Annotated in this window: 15 protein-coding genes; 8 read left to right on the top strand and 7 right to left on the bottom strand. The window is 71.3% G+C overall.

What is annotated here, in order from left to right:
• Positions 1-223 precede the first annotated feature (223 nt).
• Complete coding sequence (locus ACIHCM_RS24090; RefSeq protein WP_399899274.1) at positions 224-985, top strand: ferritin-like fold-containing protein; 762 nt, start codon at positions 224-226, stop codon at positions 983-985.
• Positions 986-1,245: 260 nt separating this feature from the next.
• Here the strand turns inward: ACIHCM_RS24090 and ACIHCM_RS24085 are convergent, their stop codons facing one another.
• The 4 genes from ACIHCM_RS24085 to ACIHCM_RS24070 all read right to left on the bottom strand — a co-directional run bounded on the left by ACIHCM_RS24085 (position 1,246) and on the right by ACIHCM_RS24070 (position 3,127).
• The gene (locus ACIHCM_RS24085; RefSeq protein WP_399899272.1) at positions 1,246-1,515 is read right to left on the bottom strand and encodes a hypothetical protein; all 270 of its coding nucleotides are present in this window, start codon (positions 1,513-1,515) and stop codon (positions 1,246-1,248) included.
• A gap of 176 nt (positions 1,516-1,691) precedes the next feature.
• Positions 1,692-1,919 carry a DUF3107 domain-containing protein gene (locus tag ACIHCM_RS24080; RefSeq protein WP_073940165.1) on the bottom strand — a complete coding sequence of 76 codons (228 nt, stop codon included), beginning with the start codon at positions 1,917-1,919 and terminating at the stop codon, positions 1,692-1,694.
• A 139-nt stretch (positions 1,920-2,058) separates the two neighbouring features.
• Positions 2,059-2,706, bottom strand: a complete 648-nt coding sequence (locus ACIHCM_RS24075) for a TetR/AcrR family transcriptional regulator (protein WP_393105592.1) — start codon at positions 2,704-2,706, stop codon at positions 2,059-2,061.
• 196 nt (positions 2,707-2,902) lie between these two features.
• A complete protein-coding gene (locus tag ACIHCM_RS24070; RefSeq protein WP_399899268.1) occupies positions 2,903-3,127 on the bottom strand; it encodes a hypothetical protein in 225 nt (74 codons plus the stop codon).
• A gap of 277 nt (positions 3,128-3,404) precedes the next feature.
• Between ACIHCM_RS24070 and ACIHCM_RS24065 the strand changes: the two genes are divergently transcribed.
• The 7 genes from ACIHCM_RS24065 (at position 3,405) to moeZ (ending at position 13,008) form a co-directional block, all read left to right on the top strand.
• The gene (locus tag ACIHCM_RS24065; RefSeq protein WP_399899265.1) at positions 3,405-4,499 is read left to right on the top strand and encodes an alpha/beta fold hydrolase; all 1,095 of its coding nucleotides are present in this window, start codon (positions 3,405-3,407) and stop codon (positions 4,497-4,499) included.
• Positions 4,500-4,507: 8 nt separating this feature from the next.
• A complete protein-coding gene (locus ACIHCM_RS24060) occupies positions 4,508-5,998 on the top strand; it encodes a DUF3152 domain-containing protein (protein WP_399899262.1) in 1,491 nt (496 codons plus the stop codon).
• Between the two features lie 211 nt (positions 5,999-6,209).
• Positions 6,210-7,934 carry a DUF3492 domain-containing protein gene (locus tag ACIHCM_RS24055; protein WP_399899259.1) on the top strand — a complete coding sequence of 575 codons (1,725 nt, stop codon included), beginning with the start codon at positions 6,210-6,212 and terminating at the stop codon, positions 7,932-7,934.
• Positions 7,931-9,169: a hypothetical protein gene (locus tag ACIHCM_RS24050; protein ID WP_399899256.1), complete on the top strand. Its 1,239-nt coding sequence runs from the start codon at positions 7,931-7,933 to the stop codon at positions 9,167-9,169. Before ACIHCM_RS24055 ends, ACIHCM_RS24050 begins: the two co-directional genes overlap by 4 nt.
• A gap of 768 nt (positions 9,170-9,937) precedes the next feature.
• Positions 9,938-11,029: an NAD-dependent epimerase/dehydratase family protein gene (locus ACIHCM_RS24045; RefSeq protein WP_399899253.1), complete on the top strand. Its 1,092-nt coding sequence runs from the start codon at positions 9,938-9,940 to the stop codon at positions 11,027-11,029.
• Positions 11,017-11,766 carry a spherulation-specific family 4 protein gene (locus ACIHCM_RS24040; protein ID WP_399899250.1) on the top strand — a complete coding sequence of 250 codons (750 nt, stop codon included), beginning with the start codon at positions 11,017-11,019 and terminating at the stop codon, positions 11,764-11,766. Before ACIHCM_RS24045 ends, ACIHCM_RS24040 begins: the two co-directional genes overlap by 13 nt.
• Before the next feature lie 63 nt (positions 11,767-11,829).
• The gene (gene moeZ, locus ACIHCM_RS24035) at positions 11,830-13,008 is read left to right on the top strand and encodes an adenylyltransferase/sulfurtransferase MoeZ (RefSeq protein WP_393105576.1); all 1,179 of its coding nucleotides are present in this window, start codon (positions 11,830-11,832) and stop codon (positions 13,006-13,008) included.
• 65 nt (positions 13,009-13,073) lie between these two features.
• Here moeZ and ACIHCM_RS24030 read toward each other — a convergent pair whose 3' ends face one another.
• The 3 genes from ACIHCM_RS24030 to ACIHCM_RS24020 form a co-directional block, all read right to left on the bottom strand.
• Positions 13,074-14,615, bottom strand: a complete 1,542-nt coding sequence (locus ACIHCM_RS24030) for an alpha/beta hydrolase (RefSeq protein WP_399899430.1) — start codon at positions 14,613-14,615, stop codon at positions 13,074-13,076.
• 157 nt (positions 14,616-14,772) lie between these two features.
• On the bottom strand, positions 14,773-16,317 hold the full coding sequence (locus ACIHCM_RS24025) for an alpha/beta hydrolase (RefSeq protein WP_399899247.1): 1,545 nt from the start codon (positions 16,315-16,317) through the stop codon (positions 14,773-14,775).
• Between the two features lie 296 nt (positions 16,318-16,613).
• Positions 16,614-19,412, bottom strand: a complete 2,799-nt coding sequence (locus tag ACIHCM_RS24020) for a lysylphosphatidylglycerol synthase domain-containing protein (RefSeq protein WP_399899245.1) — start codon at positions 19,410-19,412, stop codon at positions 16,614-16,616.
• Positions 19,413-19,480 lie beyond the last annotated feature (68 nt).

Raw genomic sequence — 19,480 nt, 5'->3', positions numbered from 1 at the left:
CCGATCGGGCCTCCGACCGGGCATCCTCATACGTGCGGCCTGTCGAGATACGGCGAAGACATCGTCGTACCAGCAGGCGCATTACCACCATACCCCGGAATCGCGCACATGCGATGGCCGATTCGGTCACGTAGTCATCGTCACACTCGCGCGCATGGTCATCCGCGTCGTCGTGGTCACACTGATTGACCAGGGACTTCCACCCCCGGGCGAGCGGGCTATTGTGCGCTGCATGACGACCTCTGACAAGCCTGAGCACGCCGCCGAGACCACCGACGCCGCCGCACACACCGGGGTCGCCGCCCAGGACTGGGCGACCGCCTCCGCCGATCCGCAGTACCGGGCCGCGGTCGTGGACCTGCTGGGCGCGCTCGCGTACGGGGAGCTCGCGGCGTTCGAACGGCTCGCGGAGGACGCCAAGCTGGCGCCGACGCTGGAGGACAAGGCGGAGCTGGCGAAGATGGCGTCGGCGGAGTTCCACCACTTCGAGCGGCTGCGCGGCCGGCTCACCGAGATCGGCGAGGAGCCGACCGCGGCGATGGAGCCGTTCGTCGCCGCGCTCGACGGCTTCCACAAGCAGACGGCGCCGTCGGACTGGCTGGAGGGGCTCGTCAAGGCCTACGTCGGGGACTCCATCGCCAGCGACTTCTACCGTGAGGTGGCCGCACGCCTGGATGCCGACACCCGCTCGCTGGTGCTGGCCGTGCTCGACGACACCGGCCACGCCGGCTTCGCCGTCGAGCGGGTGCGCGCCGCGATCGACGCCGACCCGCGCGTGGGCGGGCGGCTCGCGCTGTGGGCGCGACGGCTGATGGGTGAGGCCCTGTCGCAGTCCCAGCGGGTGGTCGCCGAGCGTGACGCCCTGTCCACGATGCTGGTGGGCGGCGTCGCCGACGGCTTCGACCTCGCCGAGGTGGGCAGGATGTTCTCCCGGATCACGGAGGCGCACACCAAGCGGATGGCGGCGCTGGGGCTGGCCGCGTAGGTGCCGGTGGCCGCTGGTGCCGGGGCTTCGCAGGGTCCCGAGGGTCCGTGGCGCGTGGTCTCCCGGCTCCGTAGGTTCTGGTGGCCCTTGGGGGCGGGGTCGGACCAGGGTGGCGGCGGGTTCGGTTGCGTAGGTGCCGGGCGAGTGGCGCCCGGGTCGGCGGCATCGAGTGGCTGACGGCGAGTGCCTGACCTTGACGGCGGCAGGGCCTGCCCGGGTGGACGTAGCCCCCTACGGCCGGGGGCGTCCGCGGCGGCGGCTCAGGCCGTCGCCGATCGCCGGCGCAGTCTTCCCGCCGGGCGCAGCAGCAGGGAGAGGGACGCGACGGAGACGATCGCCGCGCCGAGGAGCACCAGCAGAACGCCGCCTGCCTCCAGCGCGCTGTGCGTGAGGAAGGCGCCGAAGAGAGCACCGGCGACTCCGGTCGACAGGACCAGATGGCGGGCCGGGAGGCGGTGCGGCAGGCGGGCGGCGTAGATCCATGACAGGGCGAGACCAAGGATCGCGGAGCTGAGTGCTTCCAGGAGCATGTCAGGGTCCTCCCACATGGCCGGCCTGCCCGAAACGGTCGTAGCCCGTCTTACCCCTGACCTGCGGAATGCAATCCTCCCCGCAAACGGTCAAAGCCGGAGAAGACGAAACGGGAGGGCTCGGTGGCTTGCCCAAGCCACCGAGCCCTCCCGTCTGCTCCTGTCGCAGCCTCCGGCTACAGCGCGCCGAAGCCCACCTTGCGCGGCGCCGGCTCACCGAGCTCGACGTACGCGAGACGGTCGGCCGGGACCAGGACCTTGCGGCCGTGCTCGTCCACGAGGCTGAGCAGCTGCGACTTGCCGGCCAGCGCCTCGGCCACCACGCGCTCGACCTCCTCGGCACTCTGACCGCTCTCCAGAACGATCTCGCGCGGCGCGTGCTGAACGCCGATCTTGACCTCCACGGCTATGTCCCTCCGAACGGTCAGTGAAGTGCGCGGGCGTCCGCGCCGTACCCAGCACACATTAGCCCGGTGAGGGGACGTGCACGCTCCACGCGAGAACGCCAGGAGCGAACACCCGACGGGAACAAACGCGCAGGCGTCAGTGGTGCGACTGCTCGCTGCCGTGCAGCGGGAAGCCCGCGATGCCCCGCCAGGCCAGCGAGGCCAGCAACTGCACCGCCTGGTCACGCGGCACGCTGCGGTCGCTGTGCAGCCAGGAGCGGGCCACCACCTGGGCGAGGCCGCCGAGCCCGGAGGCCAGCAGCATCGACTCCGCGCGCGAGAGGCCGGTGTCCTCGGCGATCACGTCACAGATCGCCTCGGCGCACTCGTTCGTGACCTTGTCGACGCGCTCGCGCACCGCGGGCTCGTTCGTCAGGTCGGACTCGAAGACCAGCCGGAACGCGCCGCCGTCGTCCTCGACGTACGCGAAGTACGCGTCCATCGTGGCCCGCACGCGCTGCTTGTTGTCGGTGGTCGACGCGAGCGCGTGGCGTACGGACTGGATCAGCGACTCGCAGTGCTGGTCCAGCAGCGCCAGATACAGGTCGAGCTTGCCCGGGAAGTGCTGGTAGAGCACCGGCTTGCTGACGCCGGCCCGCTCGGCGATGTCGTCCATCGCGGCCGCGTGGTAACCCTGCGCCACGAAGACTTCCTGGGCGGCGCCCAGCAGCTGGTTCCGGCGGGCACGGCGCGGCAGGCGCGTACCCCGCGGGCGTGCCGCCTCAGTTTGCTCGATGGCTGTCACGCCGCCTCCCAATGTCGTCCACATGCGGTGTGCGCCGCGCGGCCATCGTACTTTTCGGTAACCGTGCTGTGCGCGGTGCGAGCGCAGAATTTCACGGACCGGACGGCTGCGAAAGTCACACAGAGCGTTTTGAACGAGTGCAGGGCGGGCAAAAAGGGGCCTCTCTCCCGCTCGATCGCACCGATGCCGTCGTGCGTCACCGATAGTCGTCCTCGTCGAGGCTGACCACCCGGGCCTGCTCCGCGAGGTCGCCTTCGCTCGCCCGGTCCGGTTCCACGCCGGTCAGCGGGTCGTCACGGCTCGGTGCGATGTCCGTGCGCTGTTCGGCGGCGTCGACCTCGGGGGCCTCGACATCGAACTCCTGAGCTTCCTCGATCTCCTCGTCCTCGAAGGTCTCGGGATCGGTGGGATCAATGGCCATGGCGGGCTCCCTTCCTACGAACGTCCCTGAGAGAAGCAGGGGCCACACGCGGGTGCCCTCAATACGAGCGTAGGAGACACCCGATCCGGACGCTATGCGATCCGCGTCCGGATCGTCACGCGCTGCGCACCCCGAGGCCGTGCTGAAGCCCGGGATCCGCGCATGTGTGGATCTTCCGTGTGGGGGACCGTCGTATCCCATGGCTGTGACGGTGATCTCCCGTGTCTGTGTCGGCGAACACATGAACCACCGCGTGATCACCTCGTAACATTGCCGCATGTCTTCGACCGAGTCGCCGTTCGTGCCGACCACCAACGTGCTCCCGAAGGTGGCGCCCGTCCGGGTCGCGGAGGGCGAGCGGCTGAAGTCGGTCCGGCTGCCCGGCATCACACTCACGGTGCGTTCGAGGCCCCCCGCGCGCGAGGGGCTGCCGGCCGCCCTCTACGTCCATGGCCTCGGCGGTTCCTCGCAGAACTGGTCGGCGCTGATGGAACTGCTTGATACGGACGCCGACTGCGAGGCGGTCGACCTGCCGGGATTCGGTGACTCGCCACCCCCGGACGACGGCGACTTCTCGGTCACCGGGCATGCCCGCGCGGTCATCCGCTACCTGGACTCCTCCGGACGCGGACCCGTGCACCTGTTCGGCAACTCCCTCGGCGGCGCGGTCACCACCCGCGTCGCCGCCGTCCGTCCCGACCTGGTCCGGACGCTGACGCTCGTGTCTCCGGCGCTGCCGGAGATCCGCATCCAGCGCTCCGCCGTGCCCACGGCACTGCTGGCGCTGCCCGGGGTGGTCCGGCTGTTCACCCGGTTCACCACCGGCTGGACGGCCGAGCAGCGGGTCCGGGGCGTCCTCACGCTCTGCTACGGCGACCCCGAGCGGGTGTCGCCCGACGGTTTCCGCAATGCCGTGGAGGAGATGGAGCGGCGGCTGCAACTGCCATACTTCTGGGACGCGATGGCGCGCTCCGCGCGCGGGATCGTCAACGCCTACACGCTCGGTGGCCAGCACGGACTGTGGCGGCAGGCCGAGCGGGTCCTCGCCCCCACGCTGCTCGTCTACGGTGGACGCGACCAACTCGTAGGCTTCCGCATGGCGCAGAAGGCCGCCCGTAGGTTTCGTGACGCGCGGCTCCTGACCCTCCCGAACGCCGGGCATGTGGCCATGATGGAGTACCCGGAGACCGTGGCGAAGGCGTTTCGTGAACTGATGGCGGAGGCGGAGTCCAAGGTGAGAGCGACTGACGACGTTGCCTCCGGTGTTGCTGGCTCCGGAGGCGCGCCGGCCGGTGGTGCCGCTCCGGCCGGGCGTGGCTCCGGCGGTGGCGGTACCGAGGGCGGGGCCGAGTCCGCGAGCGCGGGGAGCTGAGGGGCGAGGTGGGACGCCATAGTCGCCGTGGCCCGGCACCCAAGGGTGAGGCCACGGACAAGGGGCCACGTCGCCGCGCGGCCGGGTCCGCCGAGGGGCGGCGGGGTGCGGGGGTGCAGGGGGTTGCCGAGGAGACGCCTCCGCGGGGGGTGCCTCGCTTCCCGGACGGCGGTTTCGGGCCGGGGGCGCCTCGTTTCGCCGATGGCACGCCGGCTCATGGCGTGCCGCGGTTGCCGGAGGGCACGCCGGCGCATGGATTTCAGCGGTTCCCTGACGGCACGCCCGCGCAGGGCACTCCCGCGCGTGGGGTGCCGCGTCTTCCCGACGGGACGCCCGCCCACGGGTTTCCGCGGATGCCGGACGGTACCCCCGCGCACGGCATTCCCCAGGTGCGTGGTGGGCATCCCGAGCAGCGCGAAGACGGGGCAGGCTGGGGTGAGTTGAGGGGGCGCACGGTCGCGGGCACCGGCGCTCCGGTCTTCCCCCGCCAGCGGCAGGCGCCCCCCGGACCGCGTCAGGACTACGTGGACGCCTTCGAGGAGCATGACGACGTCTTCGTACGCCGTGCCCCAGCGCCCACCACGACCACCACCGGGCACCTGTCGGCTCCGTACGGCTCCGTCACCGACCGGGACACGGAGCCCGACGCGGACGACGAGGCACCTCCCACCGGCGAACCCGCGCCCGTCAAGGGCGGCAAGGGCCGGGCCTTCGCCGGTATCGCGGCCGCCGCCGTGACCACCGTGCTGGCCGTCGTCGTCGCAGGCCAGGTCACCGGCCAGGACGACGACGGTGCGGTGGAGTCGCAGTCCGCCGCCGACCGGGCCAGGGACCTCCGGGATCCCGCGTCGCGGGGGGACGGGCGACCGACCCCGTCGAGTTCGCCCAGCGTGGCCCCGCTGACGTACGAGCAGAAGATGGGCCGTACGTACCCGCTGAGCGCGAAGCTCGACGGCTCGGGCGAGTTCCAGGCGATCGCGGGCATCGACAAGGCGCCTGGCGCGGGGCAGAAGTACACCTACCGTGTCGACGTGGAGAAGGGCCTCGGCCTCGAGGGCGAGCTCTTCGCGCAGGCCGTGCACAAGACGCTGAACGACGACCGGAGCTGGGCGCACAACGGCGGCCGCACGTTCGAACGGATTCACTCAGGGAAACCCGACTTCGTGATCACACTCGCCAGTCCCGGCACCACCGCGGACTGGTGCGCCAAATCGGGCCTGGACACGACGGTCGACAATGTGTCCTGTGACTCCGCCGCCACCGAGCGCGTGATGATCAACGCCTATCGCTGGGCGCAGGGTTCGGAGACGTACGGCGACAAGATCTACGCCTACCGGCAGATGCTGATCAATCACGAGATCGGCCACCGCCTCGGCTACGACCACGTCACCTGCGACAAGTCCGGCGAACTGGCGCCCGTCATGCAGCAGCAGACGAAGTTCCTGGAGCACGACGGGATCCGATGCAAGGCCAACCCCTGGCCCTACCCGGAGAGTTGATCCCACTTTCTGCGTTATGACGATCCGTACGCACGTGATCTCCTAGCGCGACGAAACGCGATCCGCACGGGAAAGTTACGACCGTTCACCCCTTTTGGTGGCGCGACGGACAACCGTCCGTCGCGCCACCGGCTTGTCCGCATACGTTCTTTCCCGCTGCGAGCCGCCGGTCCAACGGCGGCTTCCCTTAAGGAAGATCGGGGGTGCATCCGTGCGCATAGGAATCCTCACCGAGGGTGGCTATCCGTACGTGAGCGGTGACGCCAGTACCTGGTGCGACCGGCTCGTGCGCGGGCTCGCGCAGCACGAGATCGACGTCTACGCGCTCAGCCGCAGCGAGGACCAGGAGGGCGAGGGCTGGCTCCCGCTGCCGTCCCAGGTCCGTCGCGTCCGCACGGCACCGCTGTGGACAGCGGAGGAGGACGGGGTCGCCTACGGCCGCCGCGCGCGCCGACGGTTCGCCGAGTGCTACGGCGAGCTGGCGGCCGTCCTGTGCGCCGGAGCGGCCACCGAAGCGGACGAGGGCGATTCCGGGCGGTCGGCCAACTTGTCGGCCCCTGTGGCGGACCGTTTCGCCAGCGCCCTCTACGGCCTCGCCGAACTAGCCCGCGAGGAGGGCGGACTGGTGGGCGCGCTGCGCTCCGAGACCGCCGTACGCGCCCTGGAGCGCGCCTGTCGCGCGCCCGGTGCCCTCCGTACGGCGCACGAGGCGCGCGTACCGGATCTGCTCACTGTCGCCGCCCGTCTGGAACACGCCCTGCGCCCCCTGTCCCTGGACTGGTACGAGGACGACGGGCTCGGTTCGGCCGACCTGTGTCACGCGGCGTCGGGCGGCGCGGCGGCCCTGCCCGGCCTGCTGGCCCGGCACTTCACCGGCGTACCCCTCCTGGTCACCGAGTACGGGGTGCGGCTGCGCACGCACTACCTCGCCGGCGGCGACACCTCGCCCGCCGTGCGGTCCCTGCTCGCCGCCTTCCACGGCAGGCTCGCCGCAGAGATCTACCGCCAGGCCGAGTACGTCACGCCCGGCAACGCGCACGCCCGTCGCTGGCAGGAGCGCTGCGGCGCCGACCGTACGAAGCTGCGCACGGTGTACCCCGGCATGGACGCGACCCCCTTCGCCGAGGTGGGGGAGTCCCCGGAGCGTGCGGCGCCCGGCGCGCTGGTCTGGGTCGGCCGGATCGAACCGGCCAAGGATCTCGTCTCCCTCCTGCACGCCTTCGCGGAGATCCGCAAGGCCGAACCGGACACCCGCCTGCGGGTGGTCGGCGCGCCCACCGGCCCTGAGGGCGCCGCCTACCTCACCCACTGCAAGGCACTGGCCGCCCAGCTCTTCCCCGACGAGGCCGACGGCCCGCACGCCGTCGGGGACAACCCGGTCTCCTTCGAGGAGATCGGCGGCCCGGAGACACCGACCCTCGCCGACGCCTACGCGTCCGGTGCCGTGAGTGTCCTGTCCAGCGTCGTCGAGGGCTTCCCGATCAGCCTGGTCGAGGCCATGCTCTGCGGCCGGGCCACGGTGTCGACGGACGTCGGCGCGGTGGTGGAGGTCATCGGCGGAACGGGGCTCGTGGTGCCGCCGCGCAACCCCCGGGCGCTCGCCGAGGCGTGCGTGGCGCTGCTGCGCGACCCGGAGCGCCGTGAACGTCTGGGCGCCGCCGCGCGCGCCCGCGCACTCGAGCTGTTCACCGTCGAGCAGAACGTCGCGGCATTTCACGACATTTACCTGGAGATCGTCTCCCGCTGCCCTGCCCGCCACGCGGCCCTCGACGACGCCGGTGACCCTCTGCCCTTCGCCGTCCCGGCCGAGGCCCACCTCCCCGGCCGCTGGACCTCCGCCGCGAGCCGCATGGTGGCCCGCGGCGGGCCCGGCTGGGCGGCGGGCCCACCCGTACGCGCCACCACCCGCGTGCCCGCGGCGGAGGCGGCCCGATGACCGACGTACACAAATCCGACGTGCACCAATCCGACGTACACAAGAACGACGTGCACACACGCGAGCTGCCCGGCCCGGAGCAGGATCTGACAACGGAGGCGGCGGCCCGGTCCGCCCCTCATGCCCTCCATTCCCCACAGCGCACCCCGCGCCGCGGCCCCGCGGACCCGGTGAAGGCCCTGATGCACCGTCACCGTGACCTGTGCGAGCGCGCCGTGGACCCTTTGGAGATCGCCGCAGGCCTGGAGGCCCACGGCATCACCGACCGCACGGCCGCACGCTTCCGCCACAAAGACGTCTTCTCCCTGGCCGAGGAGATGTACGCCCGGGCCCCCCGCGCCAACGACGACCCGCGCACTGCCACACCTCCTGCCACGGCCCGCCTCCGCGCTGCCTGGATCCTGCGGACCCTCCTCCCCGGCGCCACCTGCATGGCGACGCTGGCCGCCCTCCACGTCACCGACGGCCAGGCACGCCTCGTCGCGGCCGCGGCAGGCGCCCTGGCCGTCGCCCTCTCCCTCCACGCGGCCCTCGCCAAAGGTCCCCTGAGCGCGAGCAGACCCCAACCCGCTGGCACCCACCTGTGGATTTGCTCGCTCCTCGTCTACGCCACCCTGGGCGACGGCCTTCTCGGAGCAGCCGCCTCCGGAGGCCCCGAAGCCCTCCCTGCCGCCACGCCGGACGCCGCCTGGCCGCTCACCGCGGTCCCTGTCCTCACCCTGACCCTCGCCTGCGCCCCTGCCGCATGGCTGGCCCACCACTTCGCGGTGCGAGCCCGCCACAGACTGACGGCCAGCAGAGAGCTCGAAGACTTCGCCACCTCGGTACGGCCTCTGCTCCTGGGCACGTTCGGGCTGTTCCTGGCGGCCACGGCAGCGCTGCTCACCGTCACCGCCTTGGCGCTCGAAGAACCTGTCCGTTACCCGCAGACCCTCACCCTTGCCGCCCTTCTCTTCCTGGCCCGCCTTCTCGGCGCCCACGGCTTCACTTACGCCCCCACCGTGATCCTCACGGCCACGGCCACGGCCCAGACTGCCGCGCTGGCCAGCCTTTTCACGGCCCGGCTCCCGCACTGCGCCTTCCTCGCCGCCCCCGTCGAGACGCTGATCGACCTCTGGGGCCCTGGCACCATCTCCACCCTGACCTGCGGAGCAGCCACCGCCACCCTGCTGATCCACGCCGCTCGCAAACTGACCCGCGCTTCGGCGCACGCCGGATCGGCAACGCAATGGTGAGCCGAGGCGCACAGGCGACCGCCCCCGGCGAAACGTGGAGGTGGCCGGGGGATCCGGCTCTCGGTGAGCTGGGGGAGCGGCGGCGGGGGACTGCCATTGGCATTCATGGGGAGCGGGGGCGGGTGACCGCCTGCGGCATTCATGGGGAGCGGGGGCGGGTGACCGCCTGCGGCATTCATGGGGAGCGGGGGCGGGTGACCGCCTGCGGCATTCATGGGGAGCGTCGGCGGGTGACCGCCTGCGGCATTCATGGGGAGCGGGGGCGGGTGACCGCCCGCACTGGGCAAAGGAAGTGCCGGCGAGTCTCCGCCCCCGGCGCGCACGCACCACTCACCGCCCGCAGGCGCTGCACGCACCCCCACGACCCGCACGGGCCGCCGCGGGCATGACGGCGCCAGCCGGCACCGAGAGCCGAGTGCGGTCGCCGCAGAGCAGGCGCTGCACGCCGGGCCTCGGGCTCAGGCACCGCGGGCTCCAGCACGTGGCTCAGGCCGCCGGCCCGCAGGACGCCCCGCTCACGTGGCTTCCTCCCTTCCGGTGCCGCAGGCCGACCCACCCCGCGTGGCGTCGCCCGAAACCGGGCGTCGCAGTCCGACCCACCCCACGTGGTCAACAGAAGCGGCTGCGCCCACCGGGCGCCGCCAGTCACCCCGTCCGTCAAGACGTGGCCCCACCCGCCCAGGCGCCGCAGGCCACCCAGCCCCCCTCCCCAAGGAGATCCCCGATGACGACCTCCCGACCCGCCAGCCCGGACCCGGGAGCAGCCCGATGAGAGTCCTGCTGATCGGAGCCAACGGCTATCTGGGCCGCTTCGTCGCCGACCGCCTCCTCGCCGACCCGGCGGTCCAGCTCACCGCCCTCGGGCGCGGCGACGACGCCGACGTCCGCTTCGACCTCGCCTCCGGCAGCCCCGGCGCCCTGACCCGTTTCCTCGACGCCGTCCACCCCGGCGTGGTCATCAACTGCGCCGGCACCACAAGAGGCGGAGCCCGCGAACTCACCCGCCACAACACCGTCGCCGTGGCCACCGTCTGCGAGGCCCTGCGCCGCAGCGGCTGCGGCGCCCGCCTCGTCCAGATCGGCTGCGCCGCCGAGTACGGTCCGAGCCAGCCCGGCTCGTCCACGGCCGAGGACGCCGTCCCCCGCCCGGGCGGCCCTTACGGCGTCAGCAAACTCGCCGCCACCGAACTCGTCCTCGGCTCCGGCCTCGACGCGGTCGTACTCCGGGTCTTCTCCCCGGCCGGCCCCGGCACCCCCGCGGGCTCCCCTCTCGGCCGCCTCGCCGAGGCCATGCGCCGCGCCATGCAGACCGGCGACGGCGAACTCAAGCTCGGCGGTCTCGGCGCCCAACGCGACTTCATCGACGTACGCGACGTGGCCCGCGCCGTCCACGCCGCCTCGCTCTCCGCCGCGCAGGGCGTCATCAACATCGGCTCCGGCCGCGCCGTCCGCCTGCGCGACGCCGCCGCGATCCTCGCCCGTGTGGCCGGCTACGGCGGCGCTCTGCACGAACTCGACGGCCCACCTGGCGCCCTGCGCCCCTCGATCGGCCACCCCCGTCCGGAACCCCTGGCCCACCCCCGCAGCACCGACCCTCTGGTCCACCGCTCGGACGCGGATCACGCCGCTCACGGCTCTCACCAGCCGCACAGCTCCCACCCCCCGCACACCCTTCACTCCACGCACGTCTCCACCCACTCGGCGCACACCGGCCCCGCCGCGTACCCCTACCCGGACGGCTGCGGCAGCTGGCAGCAGGCCGACGTCCGCACCGCCCGCGACCGCCTCGGCTGGCGCCCGCGCATCAACCTCGAAGAGTCCCTCGCCGACATCTGGATGGAGGCGGCATGCCGTATCTGACCAGATCGAAGGCGAGAACGGCCGATACCGGCGTCCACACCGGCTTAGGCGTCCCCGGCCCCGCGCACCCACTCCTCGCAGCCACCGAGTGGGGCGAACTCACCCGTCACGGTGCCGCCCTGCACTGGGTCGTCCTGAACGTCTCCGACGGCCCCGGCGTCCTCCCTGACCCGCACTGCCTGGAAGCGGCGGGCAGGCTCCGCAACGCCGGCGTCCGCGTTCTCGGCCATCTCGACGTCCGGTACGGAGCCCGCCCCTTCGGCGAGACGATCGCGGACGCCCGCCGGTATCTCGACTGGTACCAGGTCGACGGCTTCCTCCTGGACCGCTGCCCGGCCGACCGCGCCGGCCTCCTCGAGGTACACCGCACCACCACGACGCTGCGTGGCCTGCATGACGATGCCCACATCGTTCTCGGCCATGGGACACATCCGTATCCCGGCTATGCCGAGTCCGCCGACCAGTTGGTCACCTTCCGGGGCTCCTGGAGCGACTACCGCTGGTCGCAGGCTGCCGAGTGGACGGCCGACCACGGGCCTGAGCGCTTCTGCCACTTCGTGCACGGAGTGCCCCGCCGTCATCTCGAGGAGGCGCTGCGCATCGCCCGCTGGCAGGGAGCCGCGACCCTCTACTTCACCGACCGCACGGATCGCGGCGGGCACACCGACCCCTGGGAGACGATGCCCGGCTACTGGGACGAAATCGTCTCGCGTATCGGAACAGGTGTCTCGGAATGAAAAAGGCCGTGGCAGTGTTACGCGGAGAACATCCGTAGTGATAGACCGACCAACGGAGTCCCCGTGTCGCTGCCACCCCTGGTCGAGCCGGCCCCCGAGCTCACCGTAGACGAGGTCCGCAGGTACTCCCGCCACCTGATCATTCCCGATGTCGGGATGGACGGGCAGAAGCGGCTGAAGAACGCCAAGGTGCTGTGTGTCGGCGCCGGCGGCCTGGGCTCTCCGGCCCTGATGTACCTGGCCGCGGCGGGCGTCGGCACCCTCGGCATCGTGGAGTTCGACGAGGTCGACGAGTCCAACCTGCAGCGCCAGATCATCCACAGCCAGTCGGACATCGGCCGCTCCAAGGCCGAGTCCGCCCGCGACAGCGTGCTCGGCATCAACCCGTACGTGAACGTGGTCCTGCACGAGGAGCGGCTCGAGGCCGACAACGTGATGGACATCTTCAGCCAGTACGACCTGATCGTCGACGGCACGGACAATTTCGCGACCCGCTACCTGGTCAACGACGCCTGTGTCCTGCTGAACAAGCCGTATGTCTGGGGCTCGATCTACCGCTTCGACGGCCAGGCCTCCGTGTTCTGGTCCGAGCACGGCCCCTGCTACCGCTGCCTCTACCCGGAGCCCCCGCCCCCCGGCATGGTCCCCTCCTGCGCCGAGGGCGGCGTGCTGGGCGTGCTGTGCGCGTCCATCGGCTCCATCCAGGTCACCGAGGCCATCAAGGTCCTCACCGGCACCGGCGAGCCGCTCGTCGGCCGTCTGATGATCTACGACGCCCTGGAGATGCAGTACCGCCAGGTCAAGGTCCGCAAGGACCCCGACTGCGCGGTCTGCGGCGAGAACCCCACCGTCACCGAGCTCATTGACTACGAGGCCTTCTGCGGCGTCGTCTCCGAGGAGGCCCAGGCGGCGGCCGCCGACTCGACGATCACTCCCAAGCAGCTCAAGGAGTGGATCGACGACGGCGAGAACATCGAGATCATCGACGTCCGCGAGATCAACGAGTACGAGATCGTCTCGATCCCGGGCGCCAAGCTGATCCCGAAGAACGAGTTCCTCATGGGCACCGCTCTGGAGTCCCTCCCGCAGGACAAGAAGATCGTCTTGCACTGCAAGACGGGCGTCCGCAGTGCGGAAGTCCTCGCGGTCCTGAAGTCGGCGGGCTTCTCCGACGCCGTCCACGTCGGCGGCGGCGTCATCGGCTGGGTCAACCAGATCGAACCGGACAAGCCGGTCTACTGATCCGGACAGACTTCCCGTCCGGCGGGGGCTTCGCGTGCCATGGGTGCGCGGAGCCCCCGCCGGCGTCATGAGCAGACCTTGCCGTCCTTCGGCACCGTCCCGTTCAGCGCGTACGCGTTGATCGTGGAGTCGACGCAGTCGCTCCCGCTTCCGTAGGCACCGTGCCCCTCGCCCTTCCAGGTGAGCATCACCCCGACGTCCTTGCCCAGCTCGTCCGCCATCCTGCGGGCGCCCTCGTACGGGGTCGCCGGGTCGCCGGTGTTGCCCACCACCAGGATCGGCGCCGCGCCCGGAGCGCTCACCTCCGGGGTGTCGTACTGCCCGGCCACCGGCCATTCGTGGCACCAGCCCGCCGTGTCCCATCCGAGGAACTGACCGAACACCGGCGAGATCTTCTCGAACTCCGGCAGCAGCTTCTCCGCCTCCTCGGGCGTGGGCCGCTGCCTGTCGTCCAAGCACGATATGACCCGTTGCGAGTGGGTCGCCGTGGTGTAGCGGCCCGCCTCGTCGCGCTCGTTGTAGCTGTCGGCGAGTGCCAGCAGCGCGGAGCCGTCGCCCTCTTCGGCGGCCTCCAGGGCCATGGTGAGGGTGGGCCAGCTCGACTTGCTGTACAGCGGCAGGACGATGCCGGTGAAGGCGAGCGTCTGCGTCAGTTTCCGGTCGCTGGACGTCGCCAGCGGTTCCGCGTCGATCCGCTTCAGCAGGTCAGCGATCTTCCGGGAGCCCTGAACGGGGTCCTGGCCGGTCGACTTCAGATAGTCGTCGAGGGCGCGCTGGAAGCCGAGTGTCTGATTCTTGGCGTGGCCCACCGCGTCGGCGCTCGGGTCGACGACCGCGTCCAGCACCAGCCGTCCCACGTTCTTCGGGAACAGATGGGCGTAGACGCCGCCGAGTTCGGTGCCGTACGAGATGCCGAAGTAGTGCATCTTCGGGTCGCCGAGGACATGGCGCATCAGATCCATGTCGCGGGCGGTGTCGGCGGTCGAGACGTGCGCCAGCAGCTTTCCACCGGACGCCTCGCAGCCCTTGCCGAAGTCGGCGGCGTCGCGGAAGTACGCCTCCTCCTCGGCCGGTGTGTCCGGGCTGACGTCCACGGCCTCGGCGGCCTGTATCTCCTTGTCACTGCGGCAGCGGATGCCCTCGCTGGCGCCCACCCCGCGCGGATCCCAGCTCACGAGGTCGTACCGCTCATGCAGCGTCGAGGCGGTGGAGGCGTACGCCGGCATGGTCGACAGGCCCGAGCCGCCCGGGCCGCCGAAGTTGAACAGCATCGAGCCGATGCGGTCGTCGCCGCTCGCCTCGGAGCGGATGAGGGCAAGGTCGATCGTCGCGCCCTCCGGTCGCGCCCAGTCCAGTGGCACCTTCAACGTCGCGCACCGCCACTCGTCGCCCGGGGCAGGGGCGCCGTCGGTGGCCCCGCAGTCGCCCCAGTCGAGCTTCTGGTCCGCCAGTGCGGAGGGCAGCCCCGAGGCCGGCCCGCCGGCGGACGGGGGTGGGGCGGACGTCCCCTTGCCGTTGTCCGACGAATCGTCGGACGCGCCTGCGCAACCCGCCGCCAACAGCCCGGCGGCGACGGTCAGCGCCGTCCACCGTACGAAGCGCGCCATGGCCACAATCCCCCCTCTCATGCCGCCCGTGCTCCATCGCGAACGGCTGTCCCGCCATGGTAGGCGGAGCGAGCATCAGCCGTGCGAGCCTGTGGATAACCCTTTGACCTGCGGGTTTAGGGATTTTCTTCGTGTCGTGTGAGCGTCGTCGCGGCGGTCAGGTGCAGACCGTCCCACCCGTCGGCACCTTCCCGTCCAGGAGGTAGCCGTCCACCGCCTGCTTCACACACTTGCTCTCGCTGTCGTACGCGCCATGGCCCTGCCCCTTGTACGTCAGCTCCACGCCGACCCCCTTGCCCAGCGCCTGCACCATCCTGCGCGCACCCTCGTACGGCGTGGCCGGGTCGCCGGTGTTGCCGATGACGAGGATCTTCGCCGAACCGGGCGCACTGACGTCCGGATGGTCGGCGGCGCCGGGCACCGCCCAGTCGGTGCAGCTCATCATGGACCAGGCAAGGTAGTCACCGAACACCGGCGATGCGGCCCGGAACTCGGGCAGCTTCCCCTGCACGTACTCGGTGGTGTAGCGCGGCTTGTCGTCGGCGCAGTTGATGGAGACGTTGGCGGCGGTGAGGTTGCTGTACTCGCCGTTCTGATTGCGGCCGTTCAGCGAGTCCGACAGCATCATCAGGATCTGGCCCTCACCGTCGTACGCCTGCTCGAGGCCCTCGGTGAGGTACTCCCAGAAGTCCTGCGAGTACAGGGCCTGGGCGATGCCGCTGGTCGCGGCCGTCTGGGTCAGCTGGCGGGGGAAGATGCCGGGAATCGGCTTGCTGTCCAGATTCTTGAGCAGTTCGGCGATGCGGTTCTTGACGTCCTGCGCGCTGTCCCCGACCGGGCAGTCCTCCTCCTGCGACACGCAGTGCTGCGCGTAGTTGTCCAGCGCGAGCTGGAAGCCCTTGGCCTGCCCGAGGGAGCCCTGTTCGGAGTCCTGTGTCGGGTCGACCACGGCGTCGAAGACCGCCCGGCCGACGTTCTTCGGGAACAGGTGGGCGTAGACGCCGCCCAGCTCGGTGCCGTAGGAGATGCCGAAGTAGTGGAGCTTGTCGTCGCCGAGCACCTGGCGCATCAGATCCATGTCCCGTGCCGCTTCCGTGGTCTGCACGTGCGGCAGCATCTTGCCGGAGTTCTTGTCGCAGGCGGCGTTGAACGCCTTGACGTTGTCGACGTACTCGGTGCGCTCGGCGGCGTCGTCCGGTGTGGCGTCCTGCTGGTAGTAGACGTCGAGTTGCTGGTCGTTCTCGCACCACACCCCGGCGCTGCGGCCGACCCCACGTGGGTCGAAGCTCACCAGGTCGTAGCGGGTGCGCAGCGTGCCGTAGCCCTCGGCGAACGCGGGCAGCGTCGTGACGCCCGAGCCGCCGGGCCCGCCGAAGTTGAAGATCAGCGAGCCGATGCGCCGGTCCGCCGGACCGCTGGCCTCGGCCCGGATCAGCTCGATGCCGATGGTATCGCCCTCGGGGTCGTCCCAGTCGCGGGGCGCCTTCATGGTCGCGCACTGCCAGTCGTCGCCGCCAGGCAGCGGAGAGGGCGCATCACCGCCGCCCTGTGCCTGGTCGGGCGCCGGGCAGTCCTTCCAGCTCAGCTTCTGGGCCGTCAGATCCTGGTCCTGGGAGTCCTCGCCGCACCCCGCCAGCACGGTGGACAGCAGCACGGCGGAGACGGTCAGGGCAGCGGCGCGCAGCCGGGAAGGATTCGGCATGCATCCATCCTGCGCCCGCAGCCGCCTGGGCGCTCGCGGTGGGCGGGCCGTACGAGGTACGCCACCTGCGGTGGGCTGTGGGTGGGATACGTACGGGGCCGCCTGCGGGGCGCGGTACGCGCGCGTGGGGTGGCCCCGCGCGGGATGTGCGCCGCCGAGGATGCCCGGCGGGCGGCGGGCGGCGGGCGGCGGGCGGTGGGCGGCGGCGGGCACGGGCGCGGAGCGCGTGCAGGCCCCTGGGCCGACCGACGGGCACGCGCGCGTCTGTGCCTCACCCGCCGCCCGGTACCCGCGTCCTACAGCGCGCCCTTGCGCGTCAGATGGTTGAACGCCAGCCAGCCCGGCAGCACCGGCAGCCACAGGGTCAGCAGCCGGAACAGCAGTACGGCCGGGGCCGCGACCTCGCTGGGCAGGCCGACGGCGATCAGGCCGACGGTCAGGGTGGCCTCGACGGCACCCACACCGCCCGGAGTCGGGGCTGCCGAACCGAGCGCGTTGCCCGCGAGGAACACCACGGCCACGCTGGCGATGCTGATCGACGTCGTCTCGTCCCCGAAGGCGCGGATCGAGGCGTCCAGGCACATCACGAAGCAGGCGGTGAGCAGCAGCATGCCGCCGATGCCGGTGACCAGTTTCTGCGGCCGCTGGAGCACGTCCAGCATGCGCGGCACGACACCCGCGAACAGCGACCGCACGCGCGTGGAGACGAACTTCCGCATGAACGGCACGGAGGTCACCACGAGCACCAGCACCGCCACCGTCAGCAGACCGGCGATGACGGTCCGGGACGGCGACAGGGAGGGGGTCTTCTCGGTACCGGTCAGATAGCCGAACGCCAGCAGCATCAGGATGTGACAGCCGAGCCCGAACAACTGCGAGGCGCCGACGCTGGCCACCGCGAGTCCCGGCCGCACCCCCGAGCGCTGCAGGAAGCGCGTGTTCAGCGCCACACCGCCCACCGCGGCCGGCGCCACGATCTTCACGAACGACCCGGCGACCTGCGCCGCCACCGTCCGCGGGAACGGTACCCGCTCGGGCACGAAGCCCAGCAGGGCCATCGCGGCGGCCACGTAGCTGAACGCCGAGAACAGCACCGCCGCGATGACCCAGCCCCACTCGGCGTTGGCGATCAGCGGCCCGAACTCGATGTGCGTGAGCTGGGTGAGCAGGAAGTACGCGCCGATCGCGCCGGCGATGAAACTGATCAGCGTGCGCGGCCGCACCCGCTCCAGGCGTGCCGGTTCGACAGGCGCCTGTGGCCGGATCCGCAGCACCTCGTGCCGGATCTGCGTGAGCAGGTCGTCCTCGCGCGCCTCGTCCAGAGCCTCGTCGATGGCCCGCTTCTCGGCCCTGTTCTGCGCGCGTACGGCCTTCTTGTCGGGCTTTTCGAGTGCGACCGCGGCATCGTCTCCGGCCGCTTCGAGCCGGGCCTGTTTGGCCTGCCGGGACGCGTCCAGCACCGCCTCGCGCTCGCGCTCCGCCCGCTCCCTGGCCAGCCGGCGCAGCGTCGCGCGCGTGGAGCGGGTGAGGGCGATGGGCTGGAGCATCGGCAGACAGTCGGCCACGGCGTCGGGCCCGAGCACCTCGACGGCTGAGGCAACCGCGCGCTCGGCGCCCACCCGCAGGGCGAGCGTCGTCATCAGCTGGGCGACGTCCATGCGCAGCAACAGATCGCCGGCCGCGATCTCACCGCCGCGCAGATCGGTGAGGATCACGGTGCCGGAACGATCCACCAGGATCGCGTCACCCCCCAGCCTGCGGTGCGCGATGCGTCGCGACTGCAGTGCCCGCACCTGGTGCCAGGTGTGGCGCAGCAGTTCGTCGGTGATCTCCTCGTCGGGCAGCGAGTCGAGGGTGCGGCCGCCGGTGTGCTCGTAGACCAGCATCACGGCGTCGGGGCCGAGTTCGGAGGTGGCGATCAGCTTGGGCGCGTTCGCGCCCGCCGCGATCGCCGCGTACGCCAGCAGGGCCTCCTGCTCCAGGGCCTGGCGCAGCGACTGCAGGCTGCGCCGGGTGGCGAAGCCGCGCAGCGTCAGGTTGCGCCACACCCTGTAGAAGAAACCCTGTGCCTGCTGCTCGCGGTCGACGACCGTGACGTCCAGCGGTCGGCCGTCCTCCAGCGTGACGAAGTACCTGCGGCCGCGGTCGCCGGCGTCCGCGGCGTCCAGGGTGTCCTCACGGGACGCGCTCACCGGGTGGAAGCCGACGGTCCGCAGGCCCGCCATCAGCGTCCGGCCGGTCGGGCGGACGTTGGGAGAGCCGACCGCGTACAGCGTGCCGTAGGCCACGGTCCAGCCGATCAGCACCGTCAGGATGATCGAGAACGGCGTCGTGTACCCCGTGACCAGCATCGAGAAGGCGTCGAGGAGCAGCACGATCCACAGCACAGCGCGCCAGCGGGGTCTGCGGGACATGCCGACGGCCGTCATGTACGCGATGACCGGGGCCAGGTAGCCGTGCACCGGGTCGGTCAGGGCGGTGATGTCGCCGGGGGAGGGCTGGGTGAGCGCGTCCTGGATCGAGCCGGGCGCCGCCCGGGCGACCCACAGGTCGGTCGCGAGCGTCACGCCGTGTGCGAGGACCGCCGCGAGCACGCCGTCGGCGATGCGCAGCCCGTCCCGCTTGATCAGCCGCTCGATCGCGAACGCCACCGGCACCAGCAGGATCGCGATGCTGGACGCAAGCCCCGCGATCTTGATGAGAAGGTCGGGCGCCTGTCCGGTGCCCTTGTTGATGTCCTGTTCGAGCCCCGATGTGGTGCCGTGCGCGAACGCCGCGATGGCGAGCAGCACGACGACGGCGAGCACGCCCACCAGGAGCCGCATCAGGTCGGAGGGGCGGTGCACGCGCGCGGGGAGGAGCGGCTCGTCGCCCTCCACCTCGTCGCTGTGGGGGTCGCCGGTGCCTCGCCCGGCCACGCCGTCCGAGCCGGGGCCACCACGTCCGGAGGTGCCCTCGGCGTCTTCGGCGTCACCTCGCCCGGTCGGCTCTCCTGTCCCCTTCACGCGTGCGGCGTCCGCGTCGGCGGTGTGTGGGCGCGACGAGGCATCAGGGGTGCTCTCCGCGTCCTCGGGGTGCACACCCTGCTGCTTCATGGTCTCTTCTTGATCTCGTATCACCAGTCACCGCCCGCACGATGGTGGCATGCTCCACCGACACAGGG

This window comes from Streptomyces sp. NPDC052023 (assembly GCF_044548465.1).
GTDB lineage: Bacteria > Actinomycetota > Actinomycetes > Streptomycetales > Streptomycetaceae > Streptomyces.
The sequence above is the reverse complement of the archived record's forward strand: the minus strand, read 5'-3'. Positions and strand labels throughout refer to the sequence as shown.

Coding starts and splice junctions, on each gene's coding strand:
- ACIHCM_RS24020 (WP_399899245.1), bottom strand. CDS start 19,412: ATGAAGCAGCAGGGTGTGCACCCCGAGGACGCGGAGAGCACCCCTGAT.
- ACIHCM_RS24050 (WP_399899256.1), top strand. CDS start 7,931: ATGACCGACGTACACAAATCCGACGTGCACCAATCCGACGTACACAAG.
- ACIHCM_RS24025 (WP_399899247.1), bottom strand. CDS start 16,317: ATGCCGAATCCTTCCCGGCTGCGCGCCGCTGCCCTGACCGTCTCCGCC.
- ACIHCM_RS24045 (WP_399899253.1), top strand. CDS start 9,938: ATGAGAGTCCTGCTGATCGGAGCCAACGGCTATCTGGGCCGCTTCGTC.
- ACIHCM_RS24085 (WP_399899272.1), bottom strand. CDS start 1,515: ATGCTCCTGGAAGCACTCAGCTCCGCGATCCTTGGTCTCGCCCTGTCA.
- ACIHCM_RS24070 (WP_399899268.1), bottom strand. CDS start 3,127: ATGGCCATTGATCCCACCGATCCCGAGACCTTCGAGGACGAGGAGATC.
- ACIHCM_RS24065 (WP_399899265.1), top strand. CDS start 3,405: ATGTCTTCGACCGAGTCGCCGTTCGTGCCGACCACCAACGTGCTCCCG.
- ACIHCM_RS24030 (WP_399899430.1), bottom strand. CDS start 14,615: ATGGCGCGCTTCGTACGGTGGACGGCGCTGACCGTCGCCGCCGGGCTG.
- ACIHCM_RS24040 (WP_399899250.1), top strand. CDS start 11,017: ATGCCGTATCTGACCAGATCGAAGGCGAGAACGGCCGATACCGGCGTC.